We start from the raw sequence: 18432 nt of genomic DNA on the forward strand, positions 1-18432 counted from the left end.
GGTCTGCGCAGTAGGGACCGACTTTCACGTAGTCAAAAACGGAAAGCGAAGCGGCGACCTGTGGCGAAAGTTCGCGTGCCCCGGAGTACCACCCCGTTCGGATTTCGTGGCCGTTTCGTTTTCTCACCGCATCGAAGAGTTCGCAAACGGTGGCGGGGTCGTTGTCGCCTCCCATGAGTCCGATGCAGGTGATTTCTCCTTCGTAGGCGTCCATCAGTGCGAAGAGTCGTTCTTTTGTCAGTTCCTCTCCCTCCTCTTGTTGCAGATAGGGGCTGTGGCAGCCGGGACAGCGGTTGGGGCAGCGGGAGAGATTGATGGCAAGTGTGACTTCGTCAGGAAACTCTTGGAAGACAATGTCGTGGTTCACGTAGGTGAGCATAAGCCGGATAGAGTGTGAGGATTTATGCTGTGACTTTTTCAGTGTGATAGTGTCTTCGTGCGGCTTCTTTTTGTCTGTCGGCGGAGAAGTTGGAGATTCGTTTGAGATAGCCAATGATTCTTGTGAGGTAGTCCACGTTTTGGCTTCCGCATTTTGGGCAGGCTTTCAGGTGTTCCTTTGTGATGTGTCCGCACTCATTGCAAAGCGTGTTGGGAATGTTGAAGGTGAAATAGTTGCAGCCCTCTTTTGCGGCGACTTTCATGAGTTGCCGGTATTGCGCTTTGCTGAGGTGTTCGTCGAGGTTGCAGTGCAGCGCGCTTCCTCCGGTGAGGTGTTGGATGTAGCGTCTGCCGTGCAGGCGGAACTTTTCGATGATGTCGGTTTGCGGGTCTTCCACTATATAAAAATAGGAGTTATAGCAGTCTCTCGGGACATAGTAGCCGTCCTCTCGGTCCCATCGTGCATGTTTCACTCCGACGTTTTCAGCGGGAATCATTTCGCAGTTGAAGAGCAGGTCTTTGGAGCGATATTTTGTGTTGTAGTGTTCGATGAGTCCGAGGATGTCTCCGACAAATTTTTCATACTCCGGGTTGTCGCTGATGGTGATGCCGAGGCTTTCGGCGGCTTCGACGAGTCCGTTCACTCCGATGGTGAGATATTGGCGTTTGAGGTTGATGTAGCCTGCGTCAAAGAGTGGCAGCATTCCTTTCTCCATGAAATCTCTCAGGTTCTCGTTGTAAGCCATCTGCACCTGATGGGTGAGGTTCACGATTCCGTCGAGATATTCCACGTAGGAGCGTCCTTCTCTCGTGGCTTGCTGTACGCAGCGGTTGAGATTGATGGTGAGCACGGACTTTGAGCCTGTGCTGACTCCGCCGGCGCCGAGTGTGTAACTGAAGCCGTTGTCTTGAATTTCATTGCGCAGTCGGCAGCATGAGGCGAGCGAGTCGGCGTTGTCGCTCATGTAGGTGAAGAAACTGTGTCCTTCGGCATACATTTCCGCGGTCAGTTCGGCGTAGGCTTTGTCTTTGACGTCTCCGTCCTGCGTCAGGAGCGCCATGGTTTCCACGGGGAAAGTCAGCACGGTTTTTGTGCGTTCTTCGTTGAACCATTTCATGAAGCGACGCTGCAGCCAGTCCAGTGCGGGCCAGGAAGGTTTTGTGCCATCCGGGAAGCGGAAGTCGCCGAAGATGCTTTCAAAATAGTAGGGGTCGTAGTAGGATATGTTCCAAAAGACGGACTGGAAGTTTCGTGCGCCGGTGGGTTGGTTGATGGAATAGACGATTTGCTGGAAGCAGTCGGTGATGACTTTGTCGATGGTGCGGCGGCGCAGGGAGAGGTCGGCGGTTTCGTCGGCGCGGAGATAGTAGTCCTCGCCATATTCTTTAGCAATGAAATAACTCATATACATCAAGAACTCCGGTGTGGCACAGGCTCCCGAGAGCATGGAGGAGACGATGAAGACCATGTTCACAAAGCCGCCGCAGAAGGATTTGAGGTTGCTAGGCGCCGTGCTGTTGCCGCCAATGCTCTTTGTGCCGTCCAGCAGCCAGGGGTACATGGTGATGGAGGCGCAGTAGTTTGCCAGCGACGTTTCGTCGTTTTTATAGATGAAGTGGTTTTTGAGGAGATAGATGTAGCGGTCTGCCGTTTCTTTCCCATACATTTCCTTGATTTTTTCACAGAGCATTCTTCTGTTCAGTCGTATGAATCCTTGTTTCGGCAGTTCTGCGATGAGCGTTGCGATGTTCTTGTGCTCCACGTTGGCGTTTGCGTCATATTTTGAGCCGGTTGCCGGGTTGGAGGAGTTGCAGTAGTTGATGAGAAAACGGAGTCGGTCAGCAGTTTCTCGGTCAGTTTCGTGTCGTTTCCTGTAGAGCATGAAGGCTTTGGCGACTTGGAAATGCTGTTCCGCCATGAGTGCCACCTCCACTTGGTTTTGCACGTCCTCCACGCTCATTCCGTTGCAGAATTTGAGTCGTCCGATGAGTCGTTGCAGTGCTTCGGCGTCAATGCTTTGTGATTGCGAAGCAAAGGCTTTCAAGAGAGCGGTGCGGATTTTGTCAAGCGAGAAACGTTCTTTCGTTCCATCGCGTTTCGTGATGAAGAAGTTGTCGGTACACATGAGAGAAGTGTCGTTGAAAGGGAAGACCTACGGGCTTAGGGCTTCTCTCGGGTGAATGTATGAGAAAAACGTAAAAGTGGAACAAAACGGAAAACTTTTCGATGCGTTTGAAACAAAAAGTTTTCTGTTTGTGCCATGCGGCACAGATGTCAAAGACCTGCTCCAAATCCCGGGAACAACCTTTTCCAGCCGGCTTTGGAAAATGGCAGGTCTTCTGGCTTCTCCTCCCTAACCCGCCTTCCCGCAAATCAAGAATGCAGTGGCTTTCAATGGGTTAGGAAACGATGGAGTTACAGCAGCGGGTACTGCGAACGATTTTCACGTTCTTCCCTCTTAGCCTCTTGTCGTGAAACAGGAGGAACCGTTTCCGAGCGCAAAAGTAGGGGTTTCTTGTGAATTGGCAAATGGGCTAAAACTTTTTTCTGAAAATTTCCTTTTTCCATGGGTTGCCCAACTCGGAGAAGAAATGTGTCTTCTCCTTCTTCCTTCTTGATTAATTTTTAGGATACCCCTATACGTAAATAAAAGGGGAAACGAAAAAACTATACAAACTATACACAAAACCCTACACAAACCATACATCTCGCTGATTCTCCGCGCGTTGCGTAATGTATAGTTTGCGCTCCCAACTATACACAAACTATACACAAACTATACATTGAAGCGTTCAAAACCCTACACGAAAGGTGGGGGTAAGCCCTACACAGAACGCTACATGGAAGCGTTCAAAACCCTGCACGAAACAGAGCGAAACCCCTGCATTGCAACGGCGCGCAGTTTATTTAGGAGCGCACCTAAGAGAAATTAGGAGAAGGCTAATTTTTCCTAGGTGCGCTCCTAGTTTTTCCTAGGTGCGCTCCTAGTTTTTCCTAGGTGCGCTCCTAGTTTTTCCTAGGTGCGCTCCTAGTTTTTCTTAGGTGCGCTCCCAGTTTTTCCCGGGTGCGCTCCCAGTTTTTCTTAGGTGTGCTCCCAGGCCCCAATTTTAAAAGGAAAATGAAGAGATAAGGGAGGAGTCGCGGCTCGCGCCGCCATCTTCGCGGGCGTATAGCCCTCCAGGCTAATCTTTCCTTGCCATCTGCTATCCCCGGGCGTTGCCCGGGGTTTAAGGCGTGTTAGAATGGTCAAGATGCAAGGCGCTGAGGATGAGGGCGCAGGAAGTGTACTGAAGTACATGACCAAGCCCGAATCCGATAGCAACGAAGCAGATTGGCCATTACGACACGCCGACTTACTCACAGTATAGCCTTCTTGGCTTAGATACTTTTGCTGCACAGGTGGTAGCGGGAGAAGTGACAAAGTGACAAAGAGACAAAGAGTCAAGGAGAGGAAGAGACAGAGGGCGTATAGCCCTCCAGGCTAATCTTTCTTTGCCTCCTACTATGAGGGTGTGTCAAAATGCACATTTTGGCTTCACCCTCGAAGGTGCGTCAGAATGGCTAAGATGCAAGGCGCTGAGGATGAGGGCGCAGGGAGTGTACTGAAGTACATGACCAAGCCCGAATCCGATAGCAACGAAGCAGATTGGCCATTACGACACGCCGCCTCCAAAACATTTTCCACACCCAACGCCCTTTTTCGGTTTTAACACTTCTTGCTTTTGGCGACGAAAAGTATTATATTTGTATAGAGATATGGGAGGAGCCTCAGCTCCTCCCTTTTTTCGTCACTTTCCCTTTAAAATCGGGGGATTTAGGAGCGCATCCAGGTAAAATTTGCCTTCCTCTAATTTTTCTTTGCCTTCCTCAAATTTTAATTAGGGGAAGGCAAAGAAAAATTATGCGCCGAGTGGGCAAAATTGGGAGGTGGAAAATGTTCCCGAAGGTTAAAAATGTTAATGTCAAATCGCTGAAAATTCGCTCAAAATTGTTGGATTTTTTTGTGGTTTGCAGGAGTGAAGAGTCGCGTCACCTCCTATTGCCATTTCCTGTTTTACGTTTCTTACGTTTGATACGTTCGTTACGTTCGTTACAAACGTTACGTACGATTCGCTCCATTCGCGTTCTAAATTCCATTCGCGAGATTCGTGTTCAAAAACAAAATGTATGGTTTGTGTTCCGCTTCGTGTATAGTTTTGCGAACGCTCGCAGTGTAGGGTTTGAACGCCTCAATGTAGGGTTCAATGTATAGTTTGTGTATAGTTTGAAGCACAAACTATACATTTCGCAACTAACGGAGAATCAGCGCGATGCAGGGTTAAATGTAGGGTTTGTGTATGGTTTGTATAGTTTTTTGTTTCCCCTTTTATTTATGTATATAGATATAGGGGGGCTATAAATTGCGGGATAAGGAACGTTCAAAAGAACGTGCTTACGTTTTGGTTGGTTTCTTAGCGCGCCCTTTTGTGAGTTTCGTCAGTCACATAGTCAACTGACAAAAGTTCATCTCTAAGAAATCAAAAATCAACTCAACCTGATTCTTGGAACACCTTTTTTTTACCAAACTTTTAGCGGACAGCAATAAATGGTAATTATTTCCACGACTTTGGTATCGTCCGTTTGCCTCCTTGTTTGCAATTTTGCAATCGAAATTAAATCTTGAATAAAGGGGTGCTCTATAAATTACGGGATAAGGAACGTTCAAAAGAAAGTGCTTACGTTTTGGTCGGTTTCTTAGCGCGCCCTTTTGTAAGTTTCGTCAGTTTCATAGCCCGCTATGCTCCTTCCTCAACTGACAAAAACTTATCTCTAAGAAATCAAAAGCAACCTCAACCTATATTTATAGAAAACCTCTAAAACAATAGAACAATGAAAAGAGTCATAGTAATTTCCACCAGCCTCCGTGCCGGGTCAAACAGCGAAATGCTCGCCGAGAAGTTTGCCGAGGGAGTCAAAGCTTCGGGAAATGAAGTAGAGACAATTTCCCTTCGTGGCAAGGAAATCAAATTTTGTGTGGGTTGTCTGAGTTGTCAGCACACCGGCGCTTGTGTGTTCAAGGACGATGTGCCTGCCATCATGGAGAAAGTGCTGAACGCCGATGTGGTCTGCTGGGCTACACCTATCTATTATTATGAGATGAGCGGACAGATGAAGACACTCATTGATCGCATGAATGCCATGTATCCCAAAGACTATCGTTTTCGCGACATCTATCTGCTCACCACGGCTGCCGAAGCCGAAGAGGAGACTCCCCGACGTGCCGAGATGGGGCTGACGGGTTGGATTGACTGCTTTGGCAAGTCGTCTCTCAAGGGTCACCTGTTTTGCGGAGGCGTAACCGCTGCAAGAGACATTGAGGGCAACGGCAAGTTGCAGGAGGCTTACGAAATGGGTAAAGGTGTCTGACGCTAAGCGCAAACACATTTATCATTAAGTATGAAAAAGTTTTTGTTATTTTCATTATTCGCAATAGCGATACTACCCGTCATGGCACAGAAAAAGATAACACAGACGGCAGGACGCGACCAGTTGGGAGAGTTTGCTCCCGAGTTCGCCCAACTCAACGACGACATCCTCTTTGGCGAGGTGTGGAGCCGCAACGACCTGCTTAGCCTTCGCGACCGTAGTCTGGTCACCCTCACCTCACTCATCAGTCAAGGCATCACCGACTCGTCGCTCACCTACCACTTGCAGGAGGCGAAGAAGAACGGCATCACAAGAACAGAAATATCGGAAATCATCACTCATATCGCTTTCTATGCAGGATGGCCCAAGGCGTGGGCGGCTTTCCGTCAGGCTAAGGAGGTTTGGAAAGAAGACACATCGTTGGAAGATGCGAAGACCCGTTTCCAGCAGGAGATGATTTTCCCCATCGGAGAACCCAATACAGCCTATGCCAAGTATTTCACTGGTAACAGTTACTTGGCGCGTATTTCCGGCGAACAGGTTCCCATTGCCAATGTAACCTTCGAACCGGGTTGCCGCAACCACTGGCACATCCATCATGCCACCAAGGGCGGCGGGCAGATGCTTATCGGCGTGGCGGGTCGTGGCTGGTATCAGGAATGGGGAAAAACCGCGCAGGAGATTCTTCCGGGCACCGTGGTTCACATCCCCGCCGGCGTGAAGCATTGGCATGGAGCTGCTGCCGACAGTTGGTTCGCTCATCTCGCTTTTGAGATAGAGGGAGAGAACGCTTCCAATGAGTGGCTGGAACCCGTGTCGGACGCGGAGTATGAGAAGGTAAACAAGAAATAATCATCCATTTTCCGTCATGAAACATCTGAAACTCTTGCTCTTGGCTGTGCTGGCAGTGTTTGCGGCATCGGCATGTTCACAAAACAAAGAAGAAAAGACAATGGAAAAGAAAAAAGTATTGGTGGTGTATTTCTCGGCAACGGGAACCACAAGGCAAGTGGCAAAGCAAATCGCACGGCTCGCTGATGCCGACATCTGCGAGATAGTTCCGGCAAAGTCCTATTCCGGTGCCGACCTTGACTGGAACAACCAGCTGTCGCGCAGTTCGGTGGAGATGGGCAATCCCGAGGCTCGACCCGAAATCAAAGCCGTTTCAGTCGATGTGAGTAAGTATGATTACATCTTCCTGGGTTATCCTATCTGGTGGGACCTCGCGCCAAGGGCTGTCAACACTTTCATTGAGGCGGCAGATTTGGCGGGCAAGGCCGTGATTCCTTTCGCCACGTCCGGAAGCAGCGGCATAGCCAACAGTGTTGCCGACCTGAAGAAGTCTTACCCGAAAATCGAGTGGCAGACGGGTAAGTTGCTGAATCGTGTCAGTGAGAAGGAAATTGCAGACTGGTTTTCAGCATATATAAAATAATCCGACTTTTTTCGGCAATCTCATGGGCAAGGCATCCTTGACGCCAAGCAGTCGAGCCAATGCAAAAGAATCATACAAATATAATATGCAAGAGATTTTTCTCAATACCATACAGGACTTCAACGACTATCAGGGGGTGGAGACGCTTCATCCCCTGGTCAGCGTGGTGCATGTGGAGAACACGGAGCACATCACGGAGTGCGTGATGCACTATGGACTTTATGCCATCTATCTCAAGGAGAACAAGGGGTGCAAACTCTCTTATGGCAGAACACCTTACGACTTTGACGAGATGACCGTGACCAGTTTTGCCCCCGGACAGGTGGTAAGGGTGGAGCCCAACCCCGAGGTGCCGTTTGCCAAGTTCACAGCCTTGGTGTTCCATCCCGACCTTCTTAATCGCACCGCGTTGGGCAGGCAGATGAGCCGCTATGAGTTTTTCGGCTATTCCAGCAGCGAGGCGTTGCATCTCTCTGCCACGGAAGTGGAAGTCTTTCGGGGTGTGCTCGCCATGATAGAGCAGGAACTGCACCGCGCCATTGACCAACACACCCGCGAACTGATTGTTTCCAACATTGAGTTGCTGCTGAACTATTGCCTCCGCTTCTACGACCGCCAGTTCATCACCCGCGAGGAAATCAATCATTCTGTGGTGAAGAAATTCGTAGTGTTGCTTGATGAGTATATTTCTTCAAAATCTCTTCGTGACGGCTTGCCCACGGTGGCATATTTTGCGGATAAATGCTGTTTGTCGAGTGGCTATTTCGGAAATTTGGTGCGCGTGGAAACCGGTCGTACTGCCAAGGACATCATTTCCGACCATCTTCTCGCCCATGCCAAACAACTGCTGAATGATGAGGCTCTGACCATCACCATCATCAGCCGCCGTCTCGGCTTCGAATATCCCCAGCATTTCGTTCGTTTCTTCAAGTCACATACCGGCAAGACCCCTTCCGCATTCAGAAATGAAGTATGAGGCTCTTAACACCAGTTTAATCTCTCAGTTTGATATCTTTCTCTCAACTATTTCTTCCGCCTTTTGACACATGTCCAAGGCGGTTTTCACTTCTTCGGGATTGGCAAATTTTGAGGCGTTATCAAGGAGACGTATGAAGAGACCAAAAATCAGTTTCAGTGCTTTTTTATGGAAATAAAGTATGGGGTGAAATTGGTTGTTCAGAATGCACTTTGAAGAAGGTCACTTCGTGCGGAACGGTCTGAGCAACGCTTCTCGGATTCCTTCCACACTGTCGGGAAAAAGAATGCCATGGTTTCGGATGAGCGCACAATCCATGGTCAGATTTCTGTCTTGTTCTCTGAATCTTTCTTCGTCGGGAAGAATCAGCGCAGCGGGGTGGGGGAGCGACATCAACTCCGCAGCCTTCAGAAAGAGCGCATGAGAGTTCAAAGCGTTGGTAGCCCCGAAATTGTAGATGCCGCCTGGCAGACTGAAGGTCTTTTCCATGTTTTTCACCACGTCCCAGACGTAGGTGACTCCGCGGAACTCATGTGTGGCGACCTGCATGGTTTTCCCTTCTCGGAAAGCATTTTGCAGATTCACGAGAATGTTGCTGTTCAGTTTCATTCCGCAGTCGGGCAGGTCATACATCCACGTCAGTCGCAGCCCCACCGCTTCCGGCAGATTCCACCGCGCTCTCTGCTCTGCCTCCAGTTTGTGACGCCCATAGACATTGACAGGCTGAACCAACTCCTCTTCTTTCAGTGCGCCCGGTGTGGGCGTGCCGTTATAGACCTGGTCGCTGGACATGAAAACGAGTTTTGCACCGATGAGTTTACAAGCCTTTGCCACTCTCACCGTTCCTTGCACATTCACCCGATGAGACTCTTCAGGATGTTGTTCGCAGAACCAAGTGTTGCTCAATGCGGCGCAGTGCAGAACGAGGTCGGGGCGATGCTCCATGAGATAAGCCTTCACCGCCTCTTCGTGACTGATGTTCAATTCGCTGTGCGTGGGAAGCAGGAGGTCATAGTTGTCTTTGAGGAAGAATGCCAAGCGACTCCCGAGGAAACCGCTGCTTCCGGTGATGAGGATTCTCTTTTTCATTCGATGGTTTCAATTCATTCGATGGTCTCAACGTAAAAACTGACGGGGCGGAAGCCGTCGTTGCAACTAATCATCGCGCTGTTTGGATTCTTCATCCATCCGTCAAAGAAGTTGCCTTCGCCACGAGCCAGTGCTTCAACGAACTCTCTCATTGACTTCCACGCCTCCGGGCAGAGTCCTTCGGGGCATTTCCCGTTCTCGCTAATCCAAGACTGACCTTCGCAAATGTCGCAAGCGTGTTCAATCGGATTCTCATATTTTGCAGGGGTGTTCTAAAAATTAGGTTGAGTTGATTTTTGATTTCTTAGAGATGAACTTTTGTCAGTTGAGGAAGGAGCATAGCGGGCTATGCGACTGACGAAACTTACAAAAGGGCGCGCTAAGAAACGAAAAGCGACCAAAACGTAAGCACATTCTTTTGAACGTTCCTTATCCCGTAATTTTTAGAACACCCCTGTACTTAACTCATCGTGTTGCACCTTGCGCAGTGCAGTGATTCTCACTTGTTTCATCATCATATTTTGCACTTAACTCATCGTGTTGCACCTTCCGCAGTGCAGTAATTCTCACCTGTTTCATCATATCAGTAGCATGATTCTTCCTGCCTCTTTGGTGAACATTTCGGGGAAGCGACAGATGGTGGCATAGACCTGTTTGCTTGTCACCGGCATGCCGTCTTTGCGCAGATGAAGTCGTTGGCGGTTGATGGCAGCAGCAATCTGGTCGGTGGTCATGCCTCCGTTTCTTTTCACCAGAACATAGACAATGGCTTCTTCCAGTTTCATCATTTCACTTGGTGGTTTTCTTTCCGCTTTCAGTCCATGCGATGAAGCCTCCGTGGAGTTCTTTCACTTTGAACCCTTTTTCGGCAAGGAGTTCAGCAGCCTGTTTGCTGCGTCTGCCGCTGCGGCAATAGACCGCAATGACCTTGTCTTTGGGCAGCAGTTCAGTGGCTTTTTGTGAGAAATCCTCTTGCATGACATCAATGTTCACGGCATTGGCAATGTGTCCTTCTGCAAATTCTTCCGCGGTGCGAACGTCAAGACGCACCACCGTCGTGTCGGCAATCAGTTGTTCAAAATCGTCTGTTTGGAGACTCTCAAATTGGGGATTCTGTGCGGTACAGCCAAGGAGATGACACAAGATGGTCGTAAACATAAGGAGCAATTTTTTCATGATTTATATTCTTTTTGATGATACGTGTATTTAATGATACGTGTGTAGAGCACCCTCTTGAAAGCACTCAGTGCGGAGTCAACTCGCGCAGCAGGTGTTTGAGGGCTGTCATGGGGTGATAGAAAACCATCCTTGGTCCGACCCATCTCATGACGTTTTTGATTTGTGCCTTCATGTCAGGACGATAGCAATGCACGGGGCATTGTTTGCAAGTCGGTTTGTTCTGTCCAAATCGGCAAGCGTCCAAGCGACGGTGGGCATAATTCAGCAGAGCCTGACATTGAGGGCAGAGCGAATGATTCCCTTCCTTCTTGCGACAGTAGATTCGAATCATCTTCTCGACCATCTCCTTTTCTTCTTCCGTGCGCAGTTTTTTTGTCATGATGTGCAAGGTTTCCTACTTTTCCAAAGTCCAGCCGTGGTCGCCGTGATAAATCATCTGGCGTGTCATTCCTCCGTCGATGCAAATGTTTTCTCCCGTGATGAAGCCTGCCTTGTCGGAGCAAAGGAAGAGCGCCGCATGGGCGATGTCCATCGGCAGTCCCACGCGTCCCGCCGGCTGTTGTGTCGCATCGGGTCCTTCGTGTGACTTCAAGTCCGTGTCAATCCATCCGGGTGAGATGGAGTTCACTCTTGCCTTGCCTCGAAGGCTGACGGAAAGGGCGTGGGTGAGGGCGGCAATGCCTCCCTTGGCAGCAGTGTAGCTTTCCGTTTGTGGCTGACTCATGCGGTCTCGAGAGGATGAGATGTTCACAATCGCTGCCCCTTCGGCAAGATGTGGCGACAGCAGTTTGACAAGATAGAAGGGAGCGGTGACGCCAACGGCGAGCGCACACTGAAACTCCTCCCAACTGCATTCGTTCAGTCCTTTCATCAGAGGGGGCGCATTATTAATAATGTAGTCCACCTTGCCATATTGTTCAACGACTTTTTGGGCAAAACTTTCCAGCACCTCTTTTCGGGCGATGTCACCGACGAAGTGTTCTCCGGGCTGTATGTCAATGATGGCGACTCGGGCACCATGTTTCCGGAACTCTTCGGCGATGCACTTTCCAATGCCGTGCGCTCCTCCCGTGACCACTGCCACCTTGTTCTTAAAGTCCATGTCTTCTTGCGATTCTTCTTGTGATAAGTAATATGAAAATAATCAGTTGCGTCAGATTTGAATGACATTTTCGAGGTCAGATTTTCACCCGAAGAAGGAGCATAGCCGTAGTTATGTGACTGATGAGGGAGGAAATATGGACCGAAAAGATTTTCAAAGATGTTGCAGGTTATTTTTTGAGGATTACTAAAAGCGTTCTTTTCAAAACTCATGCAAAGTAGCAGAAAATTCGGCGAATGGAGAAATAAGCAGGAGATTAAGTAATATGAAAAAAATAAGTTGCGTCAGATTTGAATGACATTTTCGAGGTAAGATTTTCACCCGAAGAAGGAGCATAGCGGGCTATGTGACTGACGAAACATACAAGGCCCTTTTCACCGAACGAAAGCGAAAAAACGCAAGAAAGTGAGGGCAAGAACCTTATTTTTATATCAAAAACCAAAAAAAAGCAGATAATTTTGAGTGTTTAGAAAAAAACCGCTACTTTCGCCTCTATCAAATTGAAATTACCAACCTTATAATTCTAACATCTAATGAAAAAGTATAATTTTGGAGCAGGTCCTTCCATCCTTCCTCAGGAGGTGATGAAAGCCACCGCAGACGCATGTGTTGAATTTGGAGACACCGGTCTTTCTTTGATGGAAATCTCTCACCGCACAAAGGATTTCCAAGCAGTCATGGACGAAGCACAGGCTCTGTTCAAAGAACTGCTCGACATCCCCGAAGGCTATTCCGTGCTCTTCGTCGGAGGCGGCGCAAGTCTTGAATTCTGCATGGTGCCCTTCAATCTTCTCGAAAAGAAGGCTGCCTATCTCAACACCGGCGTTTGGGCAAAGAAGGCAATGAAAGAGGCAAAACTCTTCGGGGAAGTGGTCGAAGTCGCTTCCTCCGCTGATGCCAACTACACCTTCATCCCGAAGGACTATGAAATCCCTGCCGACGCTGACTATTTCCACATCACCACGAACAACACCATCTACGGCACAGAGATTCGCGAAGACCTCGACAGCCCCGTCACCCTGGTGGCAGATATGTCTTCTGACATCTTCTCACGCAAAGTGGATGTGAGCAAATACGGACTCATCTATGGTGGTGCGCAGAAAAACCTCTCCATGGCAGGCGTCACCTTCGTCATCGTGAAAGACGAAATCCTCGGACACGTTTCACGCGCCATTCCAACCATGCTGGACTATCGCACACACGTGGACAAAGGCTCCATGTTCAACACACCGCCCGTCGTGCCCATCTATTGCGCACTCCAGAACCTTCGCTGGATCAAAGCACAAGGCGGAGTGGAGGAAATGGAAAGAAGAGCAAAAGAACGCGCCGCGCTGCTCTATGCGGAAATCGACCGCAACCCGCTCTTCCGTGGCACCGCAAAGGCTGAGGACCGCTCTCTGATGAACATCTGCTTCGTCATGAACGACGAATACAAAGAACATGAGGCTGCCTTCCTTGCTTTTGCTCAGGGTCGCGGCATGCAGGGCATCAAGGGACACCGCTCCGTGGGCGGCTTCCGTGCTTCCTGCTACAATGCCATGTCCGTGGAAGGCGTGAAAGCGCTGATTGCCTGCATGCAGGACTTTGAAAAAGAAATCTTGAAATAAAAAATGATGCGGAGGGTGTGTCAAAATGCACATTTTGGCTTCACCCTCGAAGGTGCGTCAGAATGGCTAAGATGCAAGACGCTGAGGATGAGGGCGCAGGGAGTGTACTGAAGTACATGACCAAGCCCGAATCCGATAGCAACGAAGCAGATTGGCTATTATGACACACCCTCGTTCTGTTTTTTTCATTCCCATCATCCACATTTGTTTAATCCTTAAAGGAGTGTCCCCGAAATTGTGGAATAAGGACACACCATCCTTCCCAAAAAGTACATACACCATGTCAAAGATACTAATCGCCACCGAGAAACCCTTCTCACCCGATGCCGTGGGTGGCATCAAAGACATCCTTCAGTTTGCAGGCTATGAGGTGAAACTCCTAGAATCCTACACTGAAAAAGCCCAACTCCTCGAAGCCGTTGCCGACGCAGCAGCACTGATCGTGCGCTCCGACAAAATCGACGACGAAGTGATGGCGGCTGCCCCCGAACTGAAAATCATCGTGCGCGCCGGTGCCGGCTATGACAACATAGACCTCACCGCCGCCACACAGCGCCACATCGTGGTCATGAACACACCGGGACAAAACGCCAACGCCGTGGCAGAACTCGTCATTGGCTTGCTCATCTTCACCATCCGCAACCGTTTCAACGGTACTTCCGGCACGGAACTCAAGGGCAAGAAACTCGGTCTCCTCGCCTTCGGTGCAGTGGCTCAAAATCTCGCTCGCATCGCTCACGGCTTCGGCATGGACATCTCAAGCCATTCGCCGCTCGACAATCCGCAGAGCATCATCGATGCCGGCTATCATGTCGTGGAATCCACTCGCGCACTCTTTGAAGACAACCACATCGTCAGCCTTCACGTGCCCTCCACACCGACCACTCGCCGCAGCATCGGATATGACTTGATTCACTCCATGCGTAAAGGAGCCATCCTCGTCAACACCGCCCGTCAGGACATCATTGACGAAGAGGGACTGCTTCGCGCCATGACTGAACGCACTGACCTGCGCTACGTCTCCGACCTCAAACTCGAAGCCCACGACAAAGCCGTGGAACTCCTCGGCGACCGCTACATCTTCACTCCCAAGAAAATGGGCGCGCAGACAAAAGAAGCAAACGTCAATGCAGGACTCGCAGCAGCCAAACAAATCGTTGCCTTCCTCAAAGACGGTGTGAAAACATTCCAAGTGAACAAATAAGCACATATAATATATGCCTATCATCAAGCCTTTCAAGGGATACCGTCCCCCGGTGGAACTTGTGGAAGAAGTCGAAAGCCGCCCCTACGACGTCCTCAATTCAGAAGAAGCACGGCAGGAGGCTGAAGGAAATCCCAAATCGCTCTATCACATCATCAAACCCGAAATCAACTTTGAGCCCGGAACGGATGAACATGATGAAAGAGTCTATGACTGCGCCGCACAAAAGTTCCACGAGTTCTGTGAGAATGGGTGGCTCGTCGAAGAGGACAAGGCGTGCTACTATCTCTACGCACAAACCATGAACGGACGCACGCAGTTCGGCTGGGTCGTTTGTGCCTCCGCAGCCGACTATCTCAACGGCGTCATCAAAAAACATGAACTCACACGCGCTGACAAAGAAGAGGACCGCATGCGCCACGTCCGCACCATCGGTGCACACATGGAACCTGTCTTTCTCGCCTTCCAACCGAGAAAAGAACTCCTCGCGCTGAGACAGAAATATGCCGCTCAACCTCCTGTCTATGATTTCATTGCACCCATTGACGGCTTCCGCCATCAACTTTGGGTCGTGCGCGATGAAGCAGACATCCAACTCATCACTTCGGAGTTTGAGCAGATGCCCTGCCTCTACATCGCCGACGGTCACCACCGCAGCGCAGCAGCTGCCCGCGTGGCAGACGAACTGCACAAAGCAAATCCCAACTCTGACGGCACGGAGGAATATAATTTCTACATGGCTGTCTGCTTCCCCGCCGATGAGTTGACCATTTTGGATTACAACCGCCTCGTCAAAGACCTCGGCTCCCACACGCCCGAAAGTCTGCTCAAAGCATTGGAAGAAGATTTCGTCGTGGCTCCGCGCGGAGCAATGCCTTGGCGCCCCGAAGCACTGCATCAGTTCGCACTCTATCTGGAGGGAACTTGGTACAGCCTCGAGGCTCGTCCCGGCACCTTTGACCCTGCCGACCCGATTGGAAATCTCGACGTGGACATTTCCTCCCGTCTCATCCTTGACAAGCAACTCGGCATCAAAGATTTGCGCCGTGACTCACGCATCGACTTCGTTGGCGGACTGCGCGGTTTGGAAGAACTGCAGGCACGTGTGGACAGCGGAGAGATGAAACTTGCTCTCGCCCTCCATCCCGTCAGCATGGACCAAATCATTGCCATTGCCGACAGTGGTCACATCATGCCGCCGAAGGCAACCTGGTTCGAGCCGAAACTTCGCAGCGGTCTGATTGTACACAAGTTCTGAAACAACATAAGAATCAAAAGCGAATAGTTCATGATTTTTATTCATGAATGATGCTCAAAGACGTGCAGTTGCCACCCAAAAGGCGTGCTGCACGTCTTTCTTTGCGCAATAAACAAGCCAAACATTTCCCTATCACAGCCGAAAGTAGTTACTTTGCACCTGAAAAAAGACATCCTGCTTTTTTAGGCTTCACTTTTCAGCTTGACAAAAGCGAAAATGAAAGTCGGTTCTTCTGACCCTAAAAACAAAAGTTCATGCAAGTAATTGACACTCAAACACGCCTTGCCGCCGTGCTCGAAGACCTGAGAGAGAAGGGCAAAAGCGTGGGACTCGTGCCCACCATGGGAGCACTTCATGAAGGCCACGCATCTCTCGTCAAAGTTTCCCTCAAAGAAAATGACGTCACCGTGGTCAGCGTCTTCGTAAACCCCACTCAATTCAACGACCCCAAAGACTTCAACACCTATCCTCGCACAGTCTCCGCCGACATTGACTTCCTGGAGAAACTTGGGGCGGACATCGTTTTCACGCCTTCCGTGGAGGACATATATCCCGAACCCGACACCCGCTCTTTCTCTTATCCTCCCATAGACACGGTGATGGAAGGCGCAAAACGACCGGGACACTTCAACGGAGTTTGCCAAATCGTCAGCAAACTTTTCTTCATCGTCCAACCGAATCGAGCCTATTTCGGCGAAAAAGACTTTCAGCAAATTGCCGTGGTCAAAGCGATGACTGCAGACCTGAACCTACCGTTGGAAATACGCCCGTGCCCCATCGTCAGAGAAGAAAGCGGACTCGCCCTCAGTTCGCGCAACCAACTCCTCACACCCGAAGAGAAGAAAACAGCCGCACTCATCTATCGCACGCTGAGCGAAAGCAAAGAACACTCCCTCACTCACACCGTCAAGGAAGTTCACGATGAAGTCGTGACTCGCCTCAATGCCTGCGACATTCTCGAAGTCGAATATTTCCAAATTGTGAACGCCGACACGTTGCAGCCTGTCTCCGACTGGGACGAAGCGGAAGGAGTGGTGGGTTGCATCACGGTCTATTGTGGCGCACGCCCCGTTCGACTCATCGACAACATACGTTATCGGTAAGATTCAGAAAGCACATTTGAACTCTCCTTATACCTTATTTATAGACACCTCTTATGCAACTCAGCATTCTTAAATCCAAAATACATTGTGCCCATGTGACGGAGGCGAATCTTCACTACATGGGAAGCATCACCATCGCTGCCGACCTCATGGAAGCAGCCGGTTTGATTGCCGGAGAGCACGTTCACGTGGTGAACAACATGAACGGGGCTCGCATTGAAACCTACGTCATTGAGGGTGAGCGCGGTTCCGGCTGCATCTGTCTCAACGGCGCCGCAGCGCGTCTCTTCCAACCCGGTGACGAAATCATCATCATGGCTTTCGCCTGGATGCAGCGGGAAGAAGCACTCAATTTCAAACCACAAGTCATCTTTCCCCGAGGAGAAAAAAACAACTTGGATTGAAGGGACAAACCGAGTTGAGGGATAAGGCAACATGACCTTTTACCTCTCCACAAAACCGGTTTTCATTCCCTCCACACTCCCCCCTAAGAATTGTACGCCAACGCAGTGATTTGCGAAGGCGTACAATTTTTTTCTGCGAACCAAGACGGACTCCAATCTGATTGCGATTTTCTTCATCTTGGCAGCGGTAGGAAACTACGAGGGCTGAATACCAAGCGAGGTACTCAGTCCTAATTTGGAACTCAAAAGGAATTTATCGGACAGCCATAAATAGGATGCCCTTCTTAATTTTGCCCCGTAATTGTGGAGTGGCATGTAAATGTGTCACTGAATTTACATCGGAGATTATCTCCTTGGTGTATTGGTGTTTTACAGATATATTCATCGTTTCAAATAGCAAAAGAGTCTAATTACGATATTTTATCAACAATTTTAAAACGATTCATTATGGAACAGCAGAAAGTTGACATGTTTCTTATGACTAACGGAGAATTTCTTCCAGAACATAAGATTCCTTTCGTACGTGAAAAGTTGCTCACACTTGACGAATCTAAGTGGGGTACACTTTCCACAATTCAGTTTAAAAATCCCACAACCGCTTTACTTCTTTCCATTTTCCTCGGTGGCTGGGGAGTTGACCGCATCTACATTGGCAACACAGGAATGGGAATTGGTAAGTTGCTCACCTGTGGTGGTCTCGGAATTTGGACAATCATTGACTGGTTTTCAATCTCTGGTTCTACCAAAGAGCAGAACTACAATAAACTGCAGTCCTATCTCTACTAAGAAGTTACATTTATTATCCGCTATAGTTTACCTTACGGTAATAGTTTGGGTAATATTCGCAATCTATAGTGAGGGGCAAACGAGTATCATCGTTTGTCCCTCTAAAATCGTATATCATATTTCATGCCCGGGGTGCGGTGTGACACGTGCCACTATACTTCTTTTTAGGGGCGAAGTCATTAGTGCATTAGCATTGAATCCTAATGTTATCTTCTCCTTCCTCTTTATTACTTTATACCCATTGGTACTAATTGCAGAACTTGTGTTGAGGAAGGATTTAATGTTGGTAATTTATGACTATCTTGACTCTTGCTTAAAGAAGACAATTCTTTTTTGGGGCTTACTCGAAGTTATAATCTGGATTCACAACATACTCAACGATATATAGCATATATTATATATCCTCTTCAAACAGTTCATCCCGTTATTTTCTGCTTTGATCCATGCGGCTGCGATGCCTTACGTTTTCATCATTTCCCAGTCCAAAAGAAGCCGCGCCGGAGT

Annotated in this window: 20 protein-coding genes and 1 riboswitch; of the genes, 12 read left to right on the forward strand and 8 right to left on the reverse strand. The window is 49.2% G+C overall.

Annotation, left to right across the window (positions count from 1 at the left end; all coding sequences use genetic code 11):
• Window positions 1-379, reverse strand: a 379-nt coding sequence (locus I6E40_RS04275) for an anaerobic ribonucleoside-triphosphate reductase activating protein (RefSeq protein WP_235385665.1), incomplete at its 3' end; no start/stop codon positions are given.
• A gap of 22 nt (window positions 380-401) precedes the next feature.
• Window positions 402-2504, reverse strand: a complete 2103-nt coding sequence (nrdD, locus tag I6E40_RS04280) for an anaerobic ribonucleoside-triphosphate reductase (protein ID WP_235385666.1) — start codon at window positions 2502-2504, stop codon at window positions 402-404.
• 186 nt (window positions 2505-2690) lie between these two features.
• Window positions 2691-2885: riboswitch (cobalamin riboswitch) on the reverse strand.
• Window positions 2886-5248: 2363 nt separating this feature from the next.
• Between nrdD and I6E40_RS04285 the strand changes: the two genes are divergently transcribed.
• From I6E40_RS04285 to I6E40_RS04300, 4 genes are all read left to right on the forward strand, one after another.
• Entirely contained in the window at window positions 5249-5785 is a 537-nt protein-coding gene (locus tag I6E40_RS04285) for a flavodoxin family protein (protein ID WP_235385667.1), read from the forward strand.
• 30 nt (window positions 5786-5815) lie between these two features.
• The gene (locus I6E40_RS04290; protein WP_235385668.1) at window positions 5816-6637 is read left to right on the forward strand and encodes a carboxymuconolactone decarboxylase family protein; all 822 of its coding nucleotides are present in this window, start codon (window positions 5816-5818) and stop codon (window positions 6635-6637) included.
• A gap of 16 nt (window positions 6638-6653) precedes the next feature.
• Window positions 6654-7220 (forward strand): flavodoxin, encoded by a 567-nt coding sequence (locus I6E40_RS04295; protein ID WP_235385669.1) that lies wholly within the window; start codon window positions 6654-6656, stop codon window positions 7218-7220.
• An 85-nt stretch (window positions 7221-7305) separates the two neighbouring features.
• The gene (locus I6E40_RS04300) at window positions 7306-8196 is read left to right on the forward strand and encodes a helix-turn-helix domain-containing protein (RefSeq protein WP_235385670.1); all 891 of its coding nucleotides are present in this window, start codon (window positions 7306-7308) and stop codon (window positions 8194-8196) included.
• Window positions 8197-8418: 222 nt separating this feature from the next.
• On the opposite strand, the gene I6E40_RS04305 is transcribed toward I6E40_RS04300, so the two are convergent.
• The 6 genes from I6E40_RS04305 to I6E40_RS04330 all read right to left on the reverse strand — a co-directional run bounded on the left by I6E40_RS04305 (window position 8419) and on the right by I6E40_RS04330 (window position 11566).
• Window positions 8419-9285 carry an SDR family oxidoreductase gene (locus I6E40_RS04305; protein WP_235385671.1) on the reverse strand — a complete coding sequence of 289 codons (867 nt, stop codon included), beginning with the start codon at window positions 9283-9285 and terminating at the stop codon, window positions 8419-8421.
• A 14-nt stretch (window positions 9286-9299) separates the two neighbouring features.
• A complete protein-coding gene (locus I6E40_RS04310; RefSeq protein WP_235385696.1) occupies window positions 9300-9530 on the reverse strand; it encodes a TIGR04076 family protein in 231 nt (76 codons plus the stop codon).
• Window positions 9531-9863: 333 nt separating this feature from the next.
• Window positions 9864-10073 carry a hypothetical protein gene (locus I6E40_RS04315; protein ID WP_235385672.1) on the reverse strand — a complete coding sequence of 70 codons (210 nt, stop codon included), beginning with the start codon at window positions 10071-10073 and terminating at the stop codon, window positions 9864-9866.
• 1 nt (window position 10074) lies between these two features.
• Window positions 10075-10461, reverse strand: coding sequence for a rhodanese-like domain-containing protein (locus tag I6E40_RS04320; RefSeq protein ID WP_235385673.1), 387 nt, complete (start codon window positions 10459-10461; stop codon window positions 10075-10077).
• A gap of 67 nt (window positions 10462-10528) precedes the next feature.
• Entirely contained in the window at window positions 10529-10843 is a 315-nt protein-coding gene (locus I6E40_RS04325) for a nitrous oxide-stimulated promoter family protein (protein WP_235385674.1), read from the reverse strand.
• 15 nt (window positions 10844-10858) lie between these two features.
• Window positions 10859-11566, reverse strand: a complete 708-nt coding sequence (locus I6E40_RS04330) for an SDR family oxidoreductase (RefSeq protein WP_235385675.1) — start codon at window positions 11564-11566, stop codon at window positions 10859-10861.
• A 533-nt stretch (window positions 11567-12099) separates the two neighbouring features.
• On the opposite strand from I6E40_RS04330, the gene serC reads away from it, so the two are divergent.
• The 8 genes from serC to I6E40_RS11065 all read left to right on the forward strand — a co-directional run bounded on the left by serC (window position 12100) and on the right by I6E40_RS11065 (window position 18316).
• Window positions 12100-13173 (forward strand): 3-phosphoserine/phosphohydroxythreonine transaminase, encoded by a 1074-nt coding sequence (gene serC / locus I6E40_RS04335; RefSeq protein WP_235385676.1) that lies wholly within the window; start codon window positions 12100-12102, stop codon window positions 13171-13173.
• A gap of 280 nt (window positions 13174-13453) precedes the next feature.
• Window positions 13454-14377 (forward strand): NAD(P)-dependent oxidoreductase, encoded by a 924-nt coding sequence (locus tag I6E40_RS04340; protein ID WP_235385677.1) that lies wholly within the window; start codon window positions 13454-13456, stop codon window positions 14375-14377.
• A 13-nt stretch (window positions 14378-14390) separates the two neighbouring features.
• Entirely contained in the window at window positions 14391-15635 is a 1245-nt protein-coding gene (locus I6E40_RS04345; protein WP_235385678.1) for a DUF1015 domain-containing protein, read from the forward strand.
• A gap of 47 nt (window positions 15636-15682) precedes the next feature.
• Entirely contained in the window at window positions 15683-15871 is a 189-nt protein-coding gene (locus I6E40_RS04350) for a hypothetical protein (RefSeq protein WP_235385679.1), read from the forward strand.
• Between the two features lie 18 nt (window positions 15872-15889).
• Entirely contained in the window at window positions 15890-16738 is an 849-nt protein-coding gene (gene panC / locus I6E40_RS04355; protein ID WP_235385680.1) for a pantoate--beta-alanine ligase, read from the forward strand.
• A gap of 53 nt (window positions 16739-16791) precedes the next feature.
• The gene (gene panD / locus I6E40_RS04360) at window positions 16792-17142 is read left to right on the forward strand and encodes an aspartate 1-decarboxylase (RefSeq protein WP_235385681.1); all 351 of its coding nucleotides are present in this window, start codon (window positions 16792-16794) and stop codon (window positions 17140-17142) included.
• A gap of 447 nt (window positions 17143-17589) precedes the next feature.
• Window positions 17590-17928 carry a TM2 domain-containing protein gene (locus I6E40_RS04365; RefSeq protein ID WP_235385682.1) on the forward strand — a complete coding sequence of 113 codons (339 nt, stop codon included), beginning with the start codon at window positions 17590-17592 and terminating at the stop codon, window positions 17926-17928.
• Window positions 17834-18316, forward strand: coding sequence for a DUF2752 domain-containing protein (locus I6E40_RS11065; RefSeq protein WP_410897033.1), 483 nt, complete (start codon window positions 17834-17836; stop codon window positions 18314-18316). Before I6E40_RS04365 ends, I6E40_RS11065 begins: the two co-directional genes overlap by 95 nt.
• Window positions 18317-18432: the final 116 nt, after the last annotated feature.

Source organism: Prevotellamassilia timonensis (assembly GCF_021531665.1).
GTDB lineage: Bacteria > Bacteroidota > Bacteroidia > Bacteroidales > Bacteroidaceae > Alloprevotella.